This is a genomic window from Pseudoduganella namucuonensis (assembly GCF_900116645.1).
Classification (GTDB): domain Bacteria; phylum Pseudomonadota; class Gammaproteobacteria; order Burkholderiales; family Burkholderiaceae_D; genus Rugamonas; species Rugamonas namucuonensis.
The window spans coordinates 72,473-90,721 of sequence record NZ_FPBO01000020.1 but is presented as its reverse complement, the minus strand read 5'-3'; the positions used below and the strand labels follow the sequence as shown (position 1 = coordinate 90,721).

At 65.0% G+C, this 18,249-nt stretch carries 15 protein-coding genes and 1 tRNA gene; 8 read left to right on the top strand and 8 right to left on the bottom strand.

The annotated features are described in order from the left end of the window. Window positions 1-5: 5 nt before the first annotated feature. Window positions 6-605, bottom strand: a complete 600-nt coding sequence (locus tag BM436_RS20450; RefSeq protein ID WP_093557378.1) for a winged helix-turn-helix domain-containing protein — start codon at window positions 603-605, stop codon at window positions 6-8. Between the two features lie 93 nt (window positions 606-698). Here BM436_RS20450 and BM436_RS20445 point away from each other — a divergent pair, with 93 nt between their 5' ends. Together BM436_RS20445 and BM436_RS20440 are read left to right on the top strand one after the other, a co-directional pair. Then, window positions 699-2,048, top strand: coding sequence for a S41 family peptidase (locus BM436_RS20445; protein ID WP_093557377.1), 1,350 nt, complete (start codon window positions 699-701; stop codon window positions 2,046-2,048). A gap of 47 nt (window positions 2,049-2,095) precedes the next feature. After that, window positions 2,096-2,851: a class I SAM-dependent methyltransferase gene (locus BM436_RS20440; protein WP_093557376.1), complete on the top strand. Its 756-nt coding sequence runs from the start codon at window positions 2,096-2,098 to the stop codon at window positions 2,849-2,851. 3 nt (window positions 2,852-2,854) lie between these two features. On the opposite strand, the gene BM436_RS20435 is transcribed toward BM436_RS20440, so the two are convergent. After that, window positions 2,855-3,529, bottom strand: a complete 675-nt coding sequence (locus BM436_RS20435; RefSeq protein WP_177307368.1) for a DUF3592 domain-containing protein — start codon at window positions 3,527-3,529, stop codon at window positions 2,855-2,857. Window positions 3,530-3,667: 138 nt separating this feature from the next. Between BM436_RS20435 and BM436_RS20430 the strand changes: the two genes are divergently transcribed. Beyond that, window positions 3,668-3,892 carry an addiction module protein gene (locus BM436_RS20430; protein ID WP_093557374.1) on the top strand — a complete coding sequence of 75 codons (225 nt, stop codon included), beginning with the start codon at window positions 3,668-3,670 and terminating at the stop codon, window positions 3,890-3,892. 95 nt (window positions 3,893-3,987) lie between these two features. Here BM436_RS20430 and BM436_RS20425 read toward each other — a convergent pair. Together BM436_RS20425 and BM436_RS20420 are read right to left on the bottom strand one after the other, a co-directional pair. After that, window positions 3,988-4,063 (bottom strand) — tRNA-Lys (locus BM436_RS20425). 50 nt (window positions 4,064-4,113) lie between these two features. After that, on the bottom strand, window positions 4,114-5,847 hold the full coding sequence (locus BM436_RS20420; protein ID WP_093557373.1) for a methyl-accepting chemotaxis protein: 1,734 nt from the start codon (window positions 5,845-5,847) through the stop codon (window positions 4,114-4,116). Window positions 5,848-6,140: 293 nt separating this feature from the next. On the opposite strand from BM436_RS20420, the gene BM436_RS20415 reads away from it, so the two are divergent. The 3 genes from BM436_RS20415 (at window position 6,141) to BM436_RS20405 (ending at window position 9,316) form a co-directional block, all read left to right on the top strand. Further along, window positions 6,141-7,298 (top strand): glycerophosphodiester phosphodiesterase, encoded by a 1,158-nt coding sequence (locus BM436_RS20415; RefSeq protein WP_229490541.1) that lies wholly within the window; start codon window positions 6,141-6,143, stop codon window positions 7,296-7,298. Window positions 7,299-7,438: 140 nt separating this feature from the next. Continuing rightward, entirely contained in the window at window positions 7,439-8,266 is an 828-nt protein-coding gene (locus tag BM436_RS20410; RefSeq protein WP_093557371.1) for a substrate-binding periplasmic protein, read from the top strand. A 78-nt stretch (window positions 8,267-8,344) separates the two neighbouring features. Beyond that, on the top strand, window positions 8,345-9,316 hold the full coding sequence (locus tag BM436_RS20405) for a 3-keto-disaccharide hydrolase (RefSeq protein WP_093557370.1): 972 nt from the start codon (window positions 8,345-8,347) through the stop codon (window positions 9,314-9,316). Between the two features lie 176 nt (window positions 9,317-9,492). On the opposite strand, the gene BM436_RS20400 is transcribed toward BM436_RS20405, so the two are convergent. The 3 genes from BM436_RS20400 to BM436_RS20390 form a co-directional block, all read right to left on the bottom strand. Continuing rightward, the gene (locus BM436_RS20400) at window positions 9,493-10,245 is read right to left on the bottom strand and encodes a substrate-binding periplasmic protein (RefSeq protein WP_093557369.1); all 753 of its coding nucleotides are present in this window, start codon (window positions 10,243-10,245) and stop codon (window positions 9,493-9,495) included. A gap of 96 nt (window positions 10,246-10,341) precedes the next feature. Then, entirely contained in the window at window positions 10,342-11,640 is a 1,299-nt protein-coding gene (locus tag BM436_RS20395) for a tetratricopeptide repeat protein (protein WP_093557368.1), read from the bottom strand. 1 nt (window position 11,641) lies between these two features. Next, window positions 11,642-12,802 (bottom strand): hypothetical protein, encoded by a 1,161-nt coding sequence (locus BM436_RS20390; protein ID WP_143133249.1) that lies wholly within the window; start codon window positions 12,800-12,802, stop codon window positions 11,642-11,644. Window positions 12,803-12,971: 169 nt separating this feature from the next. On the opposite strand from BM436_RS20390, the gene BM436_RS20385 reads away from it, so the two are divergent. After that, the gene (locus tag BM436_RS20385; protein WP_093557422.1) at window positions 12,972-14,504 is read left to right on the top strand and encodes a helicase HerA-like C-terminal domain-containing protein; all 1,533 of its coding nucleotides are present in this window, start codon (window positions 12,972-12,974) and stop codon (window positions 14,502-14,504) included. Between the two features lie 15 nt (window positions 14,505-14,519). On the opposite strand, the gene BM436_RS20380 is transcribed toward BM436_RS20385, so the two are convergent. Further along, window positions 14,520-15,224 carry a glutathione S-transferase N-terminal domain-containing protein gene (locus tag BM436_RS20380; RefSeq protein WP_093557421.1) on the bottom strand — a complete coding sequence of 235 codons (705 nt, stop codon included), beginning with the start codon at window positions 15,222-15,224 and terminating at the stop codon, window positions 14,520-14,522. Between the two features lie 247 nt (window positions 15,225-15,471). Here BM436_RS20380 and BM436_RS20375 point away from each other — a divergent pair, with 247 nt between their 5' ends. Then, window positions 15,472-18,237: a TonB-dependent receptor gene (locus BM436_RS20375; RefSeq protein ID WP_093557366.1), complete on the top strand. Its 2,766-nt coding sequence runs from the start codon at window positions 15,472-15,474 to the stop codon at window positions 18,235-18,237. The last annotated feature ends 12 nt before the right edge of the window (window positions 18,238-18,249 follow it).

Sequence of the window (18,249 nt, the reverse complement as noted above, 5' to 3'; positions counted from 1 at the left end):
GAACCTTATTCGTCCTGGGTGCGGCGTATCGGACGCGGCGTGACGGGCGCCAGCACGAAGGCGCAGCTCATCAGCTGATTGCGTTCGGGCGTGCGCGGATTGCTCATCAGCTCGCACAGGCGCTCCAGCAGGGTGTTGGCTTCGCGCAGTTCTTCGCTGGACAGCCAGCCCTTGTTGCGCGCGGCCCACAATTGCCGCTGCGGCCCCTCGACCACGGTGCCCGGCGTGTCCAGCGCGTTCTCGAAGTCCTGCTTCGCCACCTGCAGCAGGCCGTGCGCGAACTTGTGCAGCGCCGCCGTGTTGGCGTTGTCGCCGGTCTTGTAGCTCAGGCGCAGCGGCGCGTCGCCCTTGCCGCAGAGACGGTAGCGCCGCTCGGCGCCCGGCTCGTCCTCTTGCTCGTCGATCAGGTTGGCTTTGCACAGCAGCCGCAGGTGGTAGTAGAGTCCGTCTGCCGGACGCCCCAGCTGCAGCGCCAGTTCAACCGCGCTGGCCTCGCCGCCCAGCGCCGCCAGGGTGTCGACCAGCTCGTGCCGTATGGGGGAGGCGAGCAGGCGGATGCGAGCGGCGTCGCTGATGGCGCGGTAGTTGATTTCGTCTCTAGACATGGCGATTCTTGTAATTGTTGAAATTAACTTATATTATTTCAACAATTACGCTTTTGCGCAACGACTTCCTGCGCCATCCGCAAAAGGTTCCCCATGTCCGCGACGTTCCGCGCCGTCCTGCTGGCGCTTTCCCTCCTGCTGTCCGCCGCGCCGTCGCCGGCCGAGCCGGCCGGCCATTCCGCCGAACAGCTGCGGCAGGACCTGCGCGCGCTGCGCGACATGATCGCCAACACCCATCCCGATCCGGCCCACTCGGTGCCGCCGGGGCGGCTCGAATCGGCCTACGCCGACATCGAGGCGCGACTGCGCGCGCCGATGACCACGGACGAGGCCTGGCGCCTGCTGGCGACGCTCAATCCCCTGTTCGCCGACGCGCACCTGCTGGTCGGCCAGCCCGACTGGATGGGGCAGACCGCCGCGCACCTGAAGGCGGGCGGCACGCTGTTCCCCTACGAAGTCCAGGTCGACGCCGCCGGCGAGGTCCGCATACGCTCCGAACTCGGGGGCGCGGCCAGCCCGCGGGCCGGGGCGCGGATCGAGCGCATCAACGGCGTTCCCGCGCGCGACATCGCCGCCGGCCTGTTGGCGCGCATGCACGGCGACACGCCCGAATTCCGCGCGCACCTGCTTTCCCGGCGCTGGTGGTTCTTCTTCTGGAAGATGCACGGCCAATCCGCCAGCTACGAGCTGCTGCTGTCGCAGCGCGACGGCGGCGCCAGCGAGCTGAAACCGGCCAGCGGCGCGACGCCCGCGCTTCTGACGGACGATGCCGACTTCGACCGCCAGTTCAAATTCGAATTGCTGACGGACGGCGCGGCGCTGCTAACGCTCAACAACTTCCATTGGGCCGACAAGGCGCGCTATCTGGACTTCACCGGGCGCGCCTTCGCGGCGCTGCGCGACGCCAGGGTCTCGACCCTGATCATCGACATACGCGCGAACGGCGGCGGCAACGACGACATGTGGATCGACGGCATTTTACGCTACATCGCGGACAAACCCTACCGCTGGGCCTCGGGCTACCGCAAGAAGGTGATACAGGGCAGGGCAAGCGGAACGGAAAAAGTCGGCGACGTGGTCACGGGCACGGTGGACAAATGGGTGCAGCCGGAGCCCGGCCACCCGCTGCGTTTCACGGGCAAAACCTATCTGCTGGTGGGCCGCTCCACCTACTCCTCCGCCATCCTGTTCGCCAACGTCGTGCAGGATTTCGGCTTCGGCAAGGTGGTTGGCGGCGGCTACGCCCGGACCAGCCAAAGCGGCGGCACGCAGCGCGCCGTCCTGCCCAACACGGGATTGATCGTCAGCGCCCCGCGCCTCATCCTGCAGCGCCCGTCCGGGGCGACGGAACCCGTGCTGCTGCGGCCCGACATCGAGATGGCGGACGATCCCTTCGACAGCCGGGCCATGGTGGACGCCTTGCGGGCGCGCACGGCCCGCTGAGCTGGAATCGCGGTTATCATTTCCGCCACAAACTCGAAGAGCGGAACATGAGCGATTTCTACGACCGGCTTACCCCTTTCTATCACCTGATCCACCAGGACTGGCACGCCAGCGTGGAGCTTCAGGGCGGGCAGCTGTCCGCGTTGATCGAGGCCGAATGGCCCGGCGCAGGGAAGCTGCTGGACGTCTCGTGCGGCATCGGCACGCAGGCCATCGGGCTGGCGCGGCGCGGCTACAGCGTGGCCGCCTCGGACCTGTCCGCGAAGGAGGTCGAACGCGCCCGGCGCGAGGCCGCCGCCGCCGGCGTGGATGTCGCCTTCTCCGTATGCGACATGCGGCGCGCGCACGACCACCACGGCGCGGGATTCGACGTGGTCCTCTCCGGCGACAACTCCCTGCCGCATTTGCTGACCGATGACGACATCCTGGTCGCGCTCAGGCAGATGCTGGCCTGCCTGTCGCCTGATGGCGGCTGCCTGATCACGCTGCGCGACTACGAGCGCGAGGAGCGCGGCGTCAATCTGGTGAAACCGTATGGCGTGCGGACCGAGAACGGCAAGCGCTACCTGCTGTTCCAGGTATGGGATTTCGAGGGAGAGCATTACGACCTGGTGTTCTACTTCATCGAGGAAGACCTGGCCAGCGGCGCCGTCCAAACGCACGCGATGCGCTCGCGCTACTACGCCATCTCCACCGCGAAGATGTGCGAGTTGATGCGCGAGGCGGGCTTCGACGATGTGCGGCGCATCGACGGGGCTTTCTACCAGCCGGTGCTGGTGGGCACGCGGCCCGGGCTAGCCTGACCGCTAGGGCGCGCCGCGGAAAAGCAGCAGCAAGCCGTGTCCCGTGCCGTACACCGCCAGCATGAGTGGCAGCGCGGTCAGCGCGGCCCACACCGGATGGCCGTCGCGCCACAGCAAGGGGCACAACACGCCCAGCAAGAGCCCGACGATCCACATCACGCCCACGGTCCCCCACGAGAACCCCGCCGCGGCTTGGTGCGGGTCGCCGCCGAACAGCAGCGCGGAGCATAGCCACACCAGCAACAGGCCGAAGCCCACCATCGCGCCGACCTCCAGCCAGCGCAAGTCGCGCAACGCGACCGCCTCGGCCGGGTCGAGCGGATTGACCCAGGCCGTGAAGGCGCCGCCCGGCTCGCCCACGATGGCGTCGAGCCGCGCGTCCCAGTCGTCCGGCGCGTAGCCCATGGCGCGCGTTTTCGCGGTGAAGAAACTGAGCCGGCTACTTTCGTAGCGCTTGCCCTGCCACTGGTAGCTGAAAGCGCCGCTCACGCGCGAGGCGCCGCCGGGACGGTCGCCGCCGCCGGCGTTCTGCTCGACCGCGATGCCGCGCTCGAGCAAGGTCGCGCGGACCGGCTGCCACGACTGCGCGTCCAGGTGCTGGGCGATCTTCAGCGCCGCCAATCCCAGCAGGAATACGCCGATGAGGAGAAAGGGGACGAACATGATGAGCCAGACCATCCGGGACCTCCATTGCCGTTTGCGCCGCTTGCTTGCCATCTTGGTTTTTTCCAGGGAGTGCCAAGAAGTAAGAGTACCGTATGGCGGGTGCGAAGTGGTGGCGTTGTAAATGGGGAGGCCACGAAAGGTGAGGAACCCATGGCGACGCAACTTGAAAAACTCGTAACCGAGGCCCTGGCCATGCAGGAGGCGGACAGGGCCGCTTTGGCCCAGCTATTGCTCGAGAGTCTGCACCCGGACGCCGATTACGACGAGGCGTGGGAGCGCGAGATCGAGCGGCGCGTGGAGGAAATCGAAAATGGAACGGCCCAGTTGATTCCGCTGGAAGATGCGTTGGCCCAGGTTAGAGCCACATTGAAGTGAAATTGGAAATAGCGAATTTGAGCGCGAGCCCGTTGGCGATGCAAAAAAGGCTTACGCGCCGAAGCGGGTAAGCCTGATCTGTACTGCTGTATTCGTGGTAGGCCGTGCGGGATTCGAACCTGCGACCAACGGATTAAAAGTCCGCTGCTCTACCAGCTGAGCTAACGACCCGAAGGGCCGGAATTATATAGCCCGTCCCGCCGCCGCGCAAGGGCCGGCGCTTAAAACTCCTCCCAGTCGCCGCCGGTCGACGCCGCGGCCAGCACCGCCAGCTTCGGTTTCGGCTTCACCACCGTCAGCGGCTTGCGCGCCGGGGGCAGCGCGGCGGGTTTGTTCCGCGCCACCCGCGCGCCTGGCTCTGGCCCCCGCGCGCCTGGCTCCGGCGCCCGCGCCGCCGCGCCGGTGCTGAACACCCCCACCACTTGCACCAGCACCCCGGCCTGGTCCTGCAGCGCACCCGCCGCCGCGGCCGCCTGCTCGACCAGCGCGGCGTTCTGCTGCACCACCTCGTCCATCTGCGTGATCGCCTGGTTGATCTGTTCGATGCCGGAGGATTGCTCCAGGCTGGCCGAGGCGATTTCGCCGATCAGGCTGTTGACGCGCTTGACGCTGGCCACCACGTCGCACATGGTGGTGCCGGCCTGGTCGACCAGCTTGCTGCCGAGGTCCACCTTTTCCACCGAGTCGTTGATCAGGGTCTTGATCTCCTTGGCCGCGCCGGCCGAGCGCTGGGCCAGGTTGCGCACCTCGGAGGCCACCACCGCGAAGCCCCGGCCCTGCTCGCCGGCGCGCGCCGCCTCCACCGCCGCGTTCAGCGCGAGGATGTTGGTCTGGAAGGCGATGCCGTCGATCACGCTGATGATGTCGACGATCTTCCTGGCCGACTCGTTGATGGAGGCCATGGTGTCCACCACTTGCGACACCACCGCGCCGCCCCGGGCCGCCACGTCCGACGCCGACTCGGCCAGCTGGTTGGCCTGGCGCGCGTTCTCGGCGTTCTGGCGGACCGTGCTGGTCAATTCCTCCATCGAGGACGCGGTTTCCTCCAGCGAGCTGGCCTGCTGCTCGGTGCGGGACGACAAGTCCAGGTTGCCGCTGGCGATCTGCTCCGAGGCGGTGGCGATGGTGTCGGTGCCGGTGCGGACCTCGCCGACGATCTTGACCAGGCTGGCGTTCATGTCCCGCAGCGCCTGCATCAGCAGGCCGGTCTCGTCGGTGCAGCGCACGTCGATACGGCTGGTCAGGTCGCCGCCGGCCACGGTCTGCGCGACCCGCACCGCCTCGTGCAGGGGACCGGTGATGCCGCGCGTGATGACGATGGCGACCGAGACGCTGGCCGCGACGGCGATGGCGGCGATGATCAGCATCATATTGCGCGCGTTGGCGTAGGTGACTTCCGCGTCGGTGATGCTCAACTGGTTGAGCTTGTCGACGAAGGTGATCAGCTCGTTCAAGTCCATCATCCATTTGAGTTGACTGGGGCGCAACTCCTGCGCCAGCACGGCGGTCGCTTCCTCGGTCTTGCCGGCCAGGCCCAGCTCCGTCGCCTTGGCGAACAGCGGCAGCGCGGTGGTCTCGTCCTGTTTGACGCGGGTCATCCCTTCCCGCTGGGTCGCCGTATCCTCGGGCCGGGATGCCAGCAGCGTGTTCAGCGCGGCCTCGGCGTCGGCGTATTCGCTCGCGTCTTTCCGCATGCGCTCGGCTTCCGTCTTCAGGCTGTCCGCGTCTTTCAGCAGGACCAGGTTGCGCACCGCGACGCCGCGGTCCAGGACCGTCATGCGCATCCGGACCAAGTGCTGTGTCACGACGTTGTTGAACTTGGCGATCTCGATCAGGTCGTCCTGGATGTGCGCCATGCGGCTGATGCCCAGGCCCGCCAGCAGCAACAGCAGCGCCGTCAGGATGGCGAAGCCCCCGCCAAGCCGGGTGCCGATGCTCAGGTTGCGAATGTTCATAGTGACTCCGTTACGGTTGCGACGGCGATAGTTCGGAAGAGCTCGCCCGGGCGGGCCGTCGGCCGCCGAGGCATGTGGGGACAGACCGCAAGACGCCGGCGCGGGACGCGCGGGGCGTTGGGTTCTTGATTTCAGGATACATCACAATTCTCACGAATTCTCACGAATTCTCACAATCTGCGGACCTTCGTGGCGTTTCCGCTTCATCCGGGCGTCATGCCCCTGTCATCCATGTTCCCTACACTTGGCGCGTCGATAAAGTTAAGGAGCGGGCAATGTTAAGGTATTTGAAAATGGCTGGGGGCTGCGCCGTGGCGGCGCTGTCGGCGTGCGGCGCGACGGACCGTCCGGTGGAATTGCCAACGCTGAACGGCCGGCCCACGATGGTGCTTGCGCACCGCGGCGCGAGCGGCTACCTGCCCGAGGAAACGGTGGAGGCCTATGCCCGCGCGATCGAGCAGGGCGCCGACGCCATCGAGCCGGATGTGATCTCGACCAAGGACGGCGTGCTGATCGCGCGCCACGATCCCAACCTGGCGTTCAGCACGGACGTGGCCCAACATCCGGAGTTCGCCGCGCGCAAGCGCACGCTGAACGTGGACGGCGAAATGCAGGAGGGCTGGTTCGCCAGCGACTTCACGCTGGCCGAGATCAAGACGCTGGGCGGCGTCTCGACCGACGCCGAGCGGCCGCAGGAATTCAATGGCCGCTACAAGATCGCGACCATCCAGGAAGTGATCGACATGATCAAGAAAAGCGGCCGCGACATCGCGCTGTATGTGGAAACCAAGAACCCCACCTTCCACCGCCAGCAGGGCGTGCCGCTGGAGGACAGGTTGCTGGCGTTGTTGGCGGCGGCCGGCTGGAGCGGCCGCGACGCGCCCGTGTTCGTGCAATCGTTCGAGCCGGGCAGCTTGAAATACCTGCGCGGCAAGGGCTCCACGCTCAAGCTGGTGCAGCTGATCGACGCCGACGACGTGGACCTGAAAACCGGCGCGCTGACCTACGCGGCGCCGTACGACCGTCCCTACGATTGGGCGCAGGCGGGCGACAAACGCCTGTTCAGCGCCATGGTGAGCCCCGCCGGCCTGGCCGAGATCAAGACCTACGCGGACGGCATCGGCCCGTGGAAGCGCTACATCGTCAGCGTGAAGGGCACCGTGGGCGCCGACGGCAAGGTGGCGGACGTGAACGGCGACGGCAAGGTGAACGAGACCGACGCCGCCACGCTGCCGGCCACGACCCTGGTGGCGGACGCGCACAAGGCCGGCCTGTTCGTCCACCCTTACACTTTCCGCAACGAGCCGCGCCGCCTGGCGGCGGACTACAAGGGCGACCCGAAGGCGGAATACAAGCAGTTCTACGCGCTGGGCGTGGACGGCCTGTTCTCGGACTTCGCCGACACGGCGCTGGCGGCCCGGGCGGAATACCTGAAGCAGCTTGGCTACTGATACGCGTTATTCCTGATACCGGTACGCCCAATCCGGCCTAGAATGTCCTCAGCACCCGCGAACATGCGCGGGGCGGGAACAGATGCCAGATCCAGAGCGACACAAGATCGCCGTCGATCCAGGCACCGAGGGGGAGCGAGATGAGGAGACACGCGTATGCCTGCGTGATGGCGGCCGCATGCATGATGCGGCTGGCGTGGGCCGGCCCGGCCGTGGCCGGGGAAATCATGGAAATCCGCACGGCGGCGCAACTGTCGTCGTCGCCCAAGTTCGTCCAGCAGGGCGCCGGCCAGGTGGCCGGGCTGTGCGTGGACATCCACCGCGCCATCGAGCGCATCGATCCCTCGCTGCGCATCGTCGGCGACCAGACCTGGCGCCCCTTGCCACGGATCGAGGCCGAAGTGCGCAAGGGCGGCCTGGACATCGCCTGCGGCCTGCTGCGCAACAAGGAGCGCGAGGCCAGCTACCACTACCTCGACACGGCGCTGTTTTCCGTCACCTATTTCCTGGTGGCGCGCGCCGACGACGACGTGGAAATCAACAGCTGGGACGATGTGCGCGGCCTGGGCGACAAGGGCACCATCCTGCTGATCCATGGTTTCGGTCCGATAGCGCGCCTGAAGGAGATCGGCGGGCTGCAACTCGACTCCGGCGGCAGCGACGCCCGCACCAACCTGATGAAGCTGATGGCCGGCAGGGGACGCTTTTATTACCACCGCTCCCCCGGCATCGCGACCGAGATCCGCCAAGCCGCGCTGGAAGGGAAGGTCAGGGTGTTGCCGACTGTGATGGATTTGCAACGCTTCCACATGGTGGCGGGCAAGCACGTGGCGCAGGAGACTCTGGACAAGCTGCGCCGCGCGCTGGCGCAACTGGAGGCGAGCGGCGAGCTGAAGCGGCTGTTTTCCCGCTGGTACGACGACGGCGCCGCGCTCGGCGCCTTGCCGGCCTTGGCGCGCTATCGCTGACGGGGGATTCTCCCCGCGGCGCGTCTTGCGCGGGTGCTAATATTCAGTTCCGTATGTCCATTTCCGAAACCGGCCTGAATGAAGATATCCCCACTCCGCCTGTTCGCGCGCCTGGCCGCGCTGTTCGCCGTTTCAGCGGCCGCCTGCGCCGCCGACCCCCAGCAGCCCGCCGGGTTCGCCGACCCCGTGCTGGGCCGCTGGAATCTCACCGTCACCGCCAAGGACGGCACCCAATACCCGTCCTGGTTCGACATCCGCCTGCGCAAGGAATCCGAGTTGATGGCCGAAGTGGTGGGCCGCTTCGGCTCCACGCGGCACGCGACGGCGGTTGAATACAGCAAGGGGAAACTGCAATTGAGGGTGCCGCGCCAATATGAGCAGGATATTTCCGATCTGGTATTCGACGGCGCTTTGGTGGATGAGCAATTGGTGGGAACAACCACCAATGAGGACGGCGCCGTTATTTCATGGTCTGCGCAACGCGCGCCGGAATTGCCGCGTAAAGGGCGGCAGAAATGGGGCAAGCCCGTTGAATTGTTCAATGGCCGGAATTTGAATGGCTGGCGTCCGCAGCACGTGACCGCGGCGCCTTGCTGGCAAATTGAAAACGGCTTGCTGACCAACGCCGCGCCGTGCACCAATTTAATCAGCGATGCGACGTTTGGCGATTTCAAAGTCCGCATGGAGTTCATGAATGTCGCCGGCGGCAATAGCGGACTCTATTTGCGCGGACGATACGAAGTGCAGATCAGCGACGCTTATGGATTGGCGGTCGATCCATTGCGCATGGGCGCGGTTTATGGCCACGTGCGGCCGCAAGCGAATGCGTCGCGCAAAGCGGGGGAATGGCAAACGCTGGAAGTCACCTTGAGCGGACGATTTGTCACCGTGGTATTGAATGGCGTGACGGTTATCGATGGCCAGGAGATTCCGGGTATTACCGGCGGCGCGCTCGATAGCCGGGAAACGGAGGCCGGACCGTTGCTGCTGCAAGGCGACCATACCAAGGTCTTTATCCGCAAACTGAGCGTCGCGCGTTCGCTTAATTGATTCCGGCTCAATGGGAAGGGCCGCCGCGCTGGGCGCGGCGGCCCTTTTTTTGCCCTGGAAATGCTTAAAATTGGCGTGATCAAGCTAGAAACTGGCATGGAAAGGGCGGTTTTCGGCCGCTTCGGCCCGTTTCGACCTGTTTTACGCGTTGCGAGCGAATCGGACGGGGAGGGCTGTTATGGCATGGGGACTTGATATACGCGGTATAGCCGCGCCAGTGTTCCATCCTTCGCCATGGAATCATAGGCCTGCTGCCAAGCTAATTGTTCGGCTTCGTCGAAGCCTTTTCCGCCGGCCAGCCACATATCGGCGGATTCAACCCGCATGCCAATCCGGAAATTGGCGGGATTGCGGCCGGAGGAGCGTATTTTCGCCATATTGATGACATCGCCGCCGTAGAGCGCGTCGGCCAAACCCCGTTCCACCGCGCGCAGCATTTCCTCCACGCGCGCCACCTGGATTATCTGGGTTTCGGCGAATTGGCGGTTAAGTAATTGGGCCAGGTTGGGGGAGCCGCGCAGTATGACTATTTGCAGTTTACGGGCCTGCTCCAGCGTGGTAATGGGCGCATCCTCGCTGCGGTTGATGAAGACGAAATGCTGGGTGTCGAGTTTCATCAGCCATTTATAATGCGGCTCGCGCTCCGGCGTGCGGGTCAGCGGCAGAATGGCGGTGCGAGGCGTGTGCTTTGTAATGGCGATAGCGCGCACCCATGGATAAAACGCGGCCTTTACCGGCTGTCCCGCCCTTTGCAAAACCTGTTCAACGATTTCCACATGCAGGCCGGGACGATTGGGGTTTCCCTCGATGGCGAATGGCGGTAAATCGGCCGTGACAATCTGTAGCGCTTGCGGCGCGTCCGCGGCGTGCGTCAGCCGCGCGAATCCCAGCACAAACGCCATTACCAGCCACAGCAAAGACCGTCGCATAGCCGTCTCCCTTTATCACCGCGCGTATCCGGTCATTCTATCAAGCCGCGCGCGTGGGGACGCGCGGTGTGTCACGCGGCGCGGGGATTCAGGCAATCAAATGGCGGGGGCGGTGGGCGCGACGGGGGCGACCGGTGGCTGCTCCGGATAAGCGCCGCGGCATTGGTTGAAGTTGGTTTGCAGCTGGCCCTGGCAGCCGACACGCATCGCGGCCACCGTGTCGGCGTTGCTGCCGATGCCGAGGAAGCCGGTGTCCAGCGCGGGAATGGTCGCCTCGCACCGCTGATGCACGGCCTTGGCCTGATTGACGCAGGGGGCGAACTTCTTGTGCTCGGCCAGCGTGGCTTGGTATTGCCGCACTTGCCTTTCATATTCCGCCTTCTGCTCCGCGTAGCGCGCCTTCAGGGCGCGAATGCGGTCCAGCTCGGCGATCTCCGCCTGCAGCTGCTGCACCGCCGCGCCGCCCATCAGGTCGTTCAACCAGGCGGCGAAGGCCGGGTCCTTCACCAGCTCAGAATACTCCTCGCCCTTCAGCAGGGCGGGATCGAGCTTGTTGCGGCGGGACAGTCCCTGCAGCACGCCTTTCAAAGCCGTGATATCGCCGGCCTGCGCCGCCAGTTTCGCGCGCAGGGCGTGGGCGGGCAGGTGGTCGGGGTCCGCGTCCAGCGCCTCGGCCAGCAGTTGTTGCCGCGGCTGGCCGCTGGCGCCCTCGGCCGCCTTCAGCTTGGCGGCGGCGATGCCGTTCAACTGGGCTTGCAGCTTCGATAATTCCGTCTGCGCGCGCGCGGCCACGTCCGGATCGGCCGACTTGGCCAGCACCTCGCGCAGCAGCTTGCCCGCCGCGACCGGCTGGGACAATCGGGTGCTGAACAGCTGCGCCGCGCTGAAGGCGTTTTCCGGCTGCTGGTAGCCGGCTTCCCACGCCTGCTTGAACAGCGCGGCGGCCTTGCCGTTCAAGCCTTCCTCCTGCGCGGCCACGGCGTCCGTCGCCGCTTGGGACGAGGCGCGGCCCCAGGCGATGGCCTGTTGCAGTTTGAGCACGTCGTCGCGCACGTCGTCGGTGCTGAAGCGCAGGGTTTCGCGCACCGCGTCGTCCGCCATGTCCCAGTTGCCCATGCGGAACAGCACAAAGGCGACATAGTAATGGGCCTTGTAGTTCACCGGACGCGCCTGCACCGCCTTGCGCGCCATCGACAGCGCGGGAATCAGCTCGTTCTTGCCGATCAGTTCCACGGTCTCGGCGATGATGGCGTCGAAATTGACGGCGGGCTGCGCCTCGGGCGCCGCGCGCTTGGGCTTGGCGCCCTGCGCGTTGGCTTCGGGGAGCGGCGCCAGGGAAGCGGCGGCCACGCCGAGGGCCAGCGCCGCCGGCAGAAGTGTTTTCTTGATCAACATGCTAGATGCCGTTTTGCTTGTAGGTGAGCACGAAGCGCTCCACCGAGGGAAGAATGTCATGCACGACGCCGGTGCGGACCTCGCTGCGCGCCAGCAGCTTGCCCAGGCGGAAGCGCACGCCCAGCGATTGCGCGTCCAGCGTCGGGCTGCGGCCGCTCAGGTTGGGGGCGACGTAGAGGCCGACCTTGCTGTTGCCCACCACCTCCACCAGGCGCATCTGCTCGTCCACCCGCACGCGGTCCGCGGCGGCCGATTCCTGCTGCAGATTGGCGCGCTCCTGCTGCATCGCCTGGGCGCGCTTGCGCTGCACGTCCAGCCACATGCGGCGCTCCTCCTCCAGCAGGCGCAGCTCGCCGGCCTGTTTGGTGGCGAATTCCTTGCTGCGCAGCTCGTCCAGCGTCTTCTGGATCTGCTGCTGCTCGGCTAGCAGCTTGTCCAGCCGCTTCTTGGTGTCGCGCAGGATCAGCACGCGCTCGTAGCCCACGCTGGCCTCCCACAGCAGCACGCCGTAGCCGACCTGGTCCTGGGCGTCGCGCTTGATAGCGTCGATCGCGTCCACATCCTTGCCGTGCTTGTTCAAGTCCGCCGTCGCCTGGTCGATGGGGCGCTGCAGCTCGGCCTCCTTGCGGGCGATCTGTTCCGGCGTGGGGGCGATGATCTTCTGGCCCGGATGGGGGAAGGTGTCGCCCTTGGACAGGATGTCGCGCTTGGTGCGGTTGCAGCCGCTGCAGAACAGGCCGTTGCGGTAGTCCTCCATTTCCGCTTCCATGAAGGCGATCAGCTCGGCGCGCTTGCCGCGCAGCGCCGCGATTTCCGCCTTGAGCTTGTCCAGCTGGGCGGCCAATTCCGTGGCCCTGCGGCACAGGCTGGCGATGGCGGACACGGTCTGCTCGGCCATGTTGCGTGGTTCGGAGATGGGAAAGGAGACGCCGCCGCGGGACGGCGGCGCGCTCGATCCGGCCGGGGCTTGGCCGGCGGGGCTGGCGGCGATGGGCGAACCCGCCGCGGACGGTTTCGGTTTGACGGGTGCGAATGGACTCAACAGGTCATTTTGGGCCCGCGCGAGACCGGCGGCCAGACCGCCACCCAAGGCCGCGGCCGTTCCCAGCACCAGCTTGCGCCGCAACGGGCGCGCGCAGCAGGAGCATCTCTGTTCGCTCATTTCCTATTTCCAAACCTTATTCATCGGCAATTATTTGCTTCTGGAATCATAGCATGTAGACAAGTGCGGTTGGCGATTTGTGGTGGACAGGTAACAGCGGAACTCCATAAAACCCGCCGCCGCAACTGGGGTATGATCGATTCTTCATCATTTCTCCGAGTGAATGATCATGCCGAGCTCCCTTCCCATCGCCAAGAACGACCAGCTCACGCTGGACATGCTGTCCAACCTGGTGAATCGCCATGGCTGCATCACGGGCGCCACCGGCACCGGCAAGACGGTCACGCTGCAACGGATCGCGCAATCGCTGTCCGGGATCGGCGTGCCGGTGTTCATGGCCGACGTCAAGGGCGACCTGTCCGGCATCGCCAAGGCCGGCGCGCTGAGCGAAAAGATGGGCAAGCGGCTGGAGTCGCTCAAGCTGGAGGCGCCGCAGTGGGCCGGCTGCCCGGTCACTTTCTGGGACGTGTTCGGCCAGCAGGGACACCCGGTGCGCGCCACCGTGTCCGACCTCGGCCCGCTGCTGCTGGCGCGCATGCTGAACCTGAACGACACGCAGGAGGGCGTGCTGCAACTGGTGTTCCGCATCGCCGACGACAACGGCATGCTGCTGCTCGACACCAAGGACTTGCGCGCCATGCTGCAGCACGTGGGCGACAACGCCGCCGACTACAAGACCAGCTACGGCAACATCAGCGCCGCCAGCATCGGCGCCATCCAGCGCGGCCTGATCGCCATCGAGGAGCAGGGCGGCGACAGCTTCTTCGGCGAGCCCATGCTGAACATCGACGACCTGCTGCAAACGGACGCGCGCGGCCAGGGCGTGGTCAACATCCTCAGCGCCGACAAGCTGATGAACTCGCCGCGCCTGTACGCGGTGTTCCTGCTGTGGTTGCTGTCCGAGCTGTTCGAAAACCTGCCCGAGGTGGGCGACGTGGACAAGCCCAAGCTGGTGTTCTTCTTCGACGAGGCGCACCTGCTGTTCGACGAGGCGCCGAAGGCGCTGCTGCAAAAGATCGAACAGGTGGTGCGGCTGATCCGCTCCAAGGGCGTGGGCGTGTTCTTCGTAACGCAGAACCCGCTCGACATCCCGGACTCGGTGCTGGGCCAGCTCGGCAACCGCGTGCAGCACGCGCTGCGCGCCTATACGCCGCGCGACCAGAAGGCGGTGAAGGCCGCCGCCGAGACCTTCCGCCCCAATCCCGCGCTCGACGTGGCGCAGGTGATCACGGAGCTGGGCGTGGGCGAGGCGCTGGTGTCCTTCCTGGACGAGAAGGGCACGCCGCGGGTGGTGCAGCGCGCCTTCATCCTGCCGCCGGGCAGCCAGCTCGGCCCCATCGACGCCGGCGAGCGCCAGGCCGCCATCGCCGGCTCGGTCGTGGCCGGCATCTACGAAAAGGCGGTGGACCGCGAGTCGGCCTACGAAAAGCTGAACAGCCGGGTGGTGGCGACTTCGCGTCCGGTCGAGGACAGCCCCGTCACGCCGGCCGGCCGCCACGCGCCCGCGCCGCGGCAGGACGACGACGCCGGCGGCGGGGACGGTTCGATCTTCGGCGACGTGCTGGGCGGCCTGTTCGGCAAGACCGGCAAGCGCGACACGGCGGTGCAGGCCATGGTGAAATCGGCGGCCCGCAGCATCGGCTCCCAGGTCGGCCGCGAGATCATCCGGGGCGTGCTGGGATCGATATTGAAGAAACGCTAGGCGGGGAAGGGCGCCTCAGCCGCGCGCCGGGATGGCCAGGCCGCGCGCCACCGCCGGGCGGGCGATGAACGCCTCCAGCACCCGCCGCACGTTCGGGAAGCGCTGGATTTCCACCAGCTCGCCCGCGCCGTAGAAACCGATCAGGTTGCGCACCCAGGGGAAGACGGCGATGTCGGCGATCGTGTACTGGTCGCCCATGATCCAGTCGCGGCCCTCCAGGCGCTGCTCGATCACGTTCAGCAGGCGCTTCGATTCCTCGATGTAGCGGTCGCGCGGACGCTTGTCCTCGTATTCCTTGCCGGCGAACTTGTGGAAGAAGCCGACCTGGCCGAACATCGGCCCGACGCCGCCCATCTGGAACATCAGCCACTGGATCGTTTCGTAGCGTCCCGCCGCGTCCTGGGGGATCAGCTGCCCGGTCTTCTCAGCCAGGTACAGCAGGATGGCGCCGGACTCAAACAGGCCCAGCGGTTCGCCGCCGGGACCGTCGGGATCGACGATGGCGGGGATCTTGTTGTTCGGGTTCAGCGACAGGAAGGCCGGCGACAGCTGGTCGTTGGTATCGAAACTGACCAGGTGCGGCTCGTAGGGCAAACCGGTCTCCTCCAGCATGATGGAGACCTTGACGCCGTTCGGCGTGGGCAGCGAATAGAGCTGCAGGCGCTCGGGGTGCCGGGCAGGCCACTTGGCGGTGATGGGGAAGTCGGTCAGGGCGGTCATGGGATGGCTCGTCATGATGAATGGATGATGATTATCATCCATTCCCGAATCGCGTGCAGGGACGTCCGTGCGCCTGCTTCAGCGCGCGAAAGCGGGATTTCAAGCCGGAAATTGTCTATGGTAACGTGCGACATATATGTTTTTGGAATGTCTTTTTGTAAATAAGTAATAGATTGGCATAGTTGTCATGGGCGTAATATCCACCTCGTAGGCACATAATTTTTATAACGAGGACACTGGAGGCTCAATGACAACGCACCACACCACCATACGTAAAACCATCATGGCGGCCCTTATCGCCGAAATAATGATGTCGCTTTGCGCCTCCGCGCAAGCCGCCGATGATCCGGTCACCGTCGATCCATCCGCGAAAGTGGTCGTCAGCGGTATCCGCGCATCGCTCAGCTCCTCCCTGACGACCAAGCGCATCCAGGACGGCGTGGTGGACGCGGTGTCGGCCGAGGACGCCGGTAAGTTTCCGGACACAAATGTCGCCGAATCCCTGCAGCGTGTCACGGGCGTGCAAATCCAGCGCAACAACGGCGAAGGGCGCTATATTTCCGTCCGCGGCTTGGGGCCCGAGTTCAACAATGTCCTGGTCAACGGCCGCACCCTGACCAGCGACACCGGCGGCCGGGAGTTTTCCTTCGACCTGCTGTCCTCCGACCTGATTTCGAAAGCCCTGGTCTACAAGACCTCCCAGCCCTTCCTGCCGGAAGGCGGCATTGGATCGACCGTGGACATCCAGACCGCGCGGCCATTGTCCGGAAAAGTGGGACATTCCTCGGTCTTCAACGTCTCGGACTCGTACGATTCCAATTCCAAAAAGAATACGCCCAGCGCCAGCGGCATGTATTCCTTCGCCAACCAGGAACGGACCTTTGGCGTGACCGCGTCGGCCTCGTACACCGACCGCGCCTCCAAGCAAAACAAAGCCATCACGGATGCGTGGAATTACCGGGACGTGTCCATGATCGACGGCGATCTTAACTCCAAGGGGTTAACGATGGCCAATGTGACGACGAAAAAACTGTATATCCCGCAGAGCTTCGGTTATCAGCAGGAAAATGAACGACGCAAGCGGCTGGTCGGCAACGTCACGGTCCAATACAATCCGTCGCCCGACTGGAAAATGACCGCCGACGCCTTGTATTCGCGCCTCGACCAGCGCAACGCGGTGATCGCCTTCAGCGACTGGAACAACCCTGTCCAGCTGGGCGTGAAATACAACGCCCAGGACCAGATCACCAGTTTCCTGCGTCCCGGCTCGATCTTCTACGCGAACAACCCCGCGATCGCGGGCGCCGGCAAACTGCTGGGCGAGGCCAATTCGAACGACATGATCGTCAAGGGCGGCGACCGGCTGTCGGTCACGCAGGCCTTCGGCCTGAACTCGAAATGGAAGCTGGCGCAGGATTGGAAACTGGAAGGCGATATATCCAGCTCGCGCTCCACGTCCAAGTCGCCCGACATGTGGGTGGTCGCCGGCATGGTGCCGAAGAACGGCGACGTGCTGACCTTTGACGGCACGCCCAGCCTGACTTTCGGCGACGGCATCGCCGATCCCAACGCGGTGCGCGCCCACGCGATCTCCAGCGGCGACGTCCGAAATCTCGACGAGCTGCAGGAGGGACGTTTGCATTTGTCGTGGAATCACGAGATGGGTTATTTCAAGGGCATCGATTCCGGCGTGGCCTACTCGCAGCGCAACGTTGAACGGACGCGGTGGGGCAACGACGCCTGGAACGCCTACAGCGGCTACCACGTCGCCTTGCCGTCATCGCTGTTCACGGTCACGCCGATGGACAGTTTCATGGGCGGCGCAAAAGTGCCACCGGCCTATCTCAGCTTTGATCCGGTCGCCTACATGAACTACCTGAATCAGCCCTCCTTGCTGAGCCAATCGAATGATCCTGCGACCTATTCGGACCTGACCAGGTTCCCGAACGGCCCCATGGCCATCGATTACACCAAGCCGTCGATGTGGGGCGTGAAAGAGAAAGTGTCGAGCATCTTCCTGGACAGCAAATGGGAAGGCGCGGGATGGTCCGCGAACGCGGGCGTGCGCATGGTGCGGGTGGATTCCACTTCCACCGGCATCAGCCGCAGCCTGCTGTCGGCGGTGAAGAGCCCGAACGACACGACGTTCATTCAAAACTGGGGCCCGACCACCGTGACCACGGTAAGCAACAGCTATAACAGCGTGCTGCCGTCCGCCAATTTGAAATTCGACCTGACGGACGAGATGATTTTGCGCTTCGCGGCCTCCAAAACCGAGACGCGTCCCACGCTGAGCCAAATGGGCGTGGACAACTGGTACGGCGGCCGATTCGGCGACGTGCAGACCGGTGGCGGCAATCCCTACCTGAAGCCGATGGAGTCGAAGAACTTCGACGTCTCGTACGAATGGTATCTGTCCAAGACTAATTATGTCAGCACCGCCTTCTTCCTGAAGAACGTGTCCAACTTCCTTGAAACGCAGCTGGTGGACATGAAGATCCCGCAATTCGACGAGATCGTTCACGACACCCGCGTGCGCAATGGTCAAAAAGGGAAGATCAAGGGCGTGGAAATCGCCGCCCAATACGCCTTCGACAACGCGATTCCCTTGCTGCAGGGCTTTGGCGTGGCCGCCAATTACACCTATGTGGACGCGAGCGCGAACCGCGCGGGCGGGGTGCCGGCATGCGGATATCCGGGCTTGTCGCCGCAATCGTACAACGGCTCGGTCTTTTACGAGAATGGCCAATTCCAGGCCCGGGTGAGCTACAACTGGCGCAACCGCTTCTCGGTCGACTGCGGCGGCGGCAGCACCCAGCCCCGCAACCGCGCCGCCTACGGACAGACCGACGCCAGCCTGCGCTACAACCTGACGCCTACGCTGGCCATCTACGCGGACGCGATCAACTTGAGCAATTCGAGAATGCATGAATATGCCAAGAACGAGAGCCAGTTCCTGACCTTGGAGGATGTGGGACGCAGGGTGAGCGTGGGCTTGAGGGTGGCTTTCTAAATCCCGGCCGCA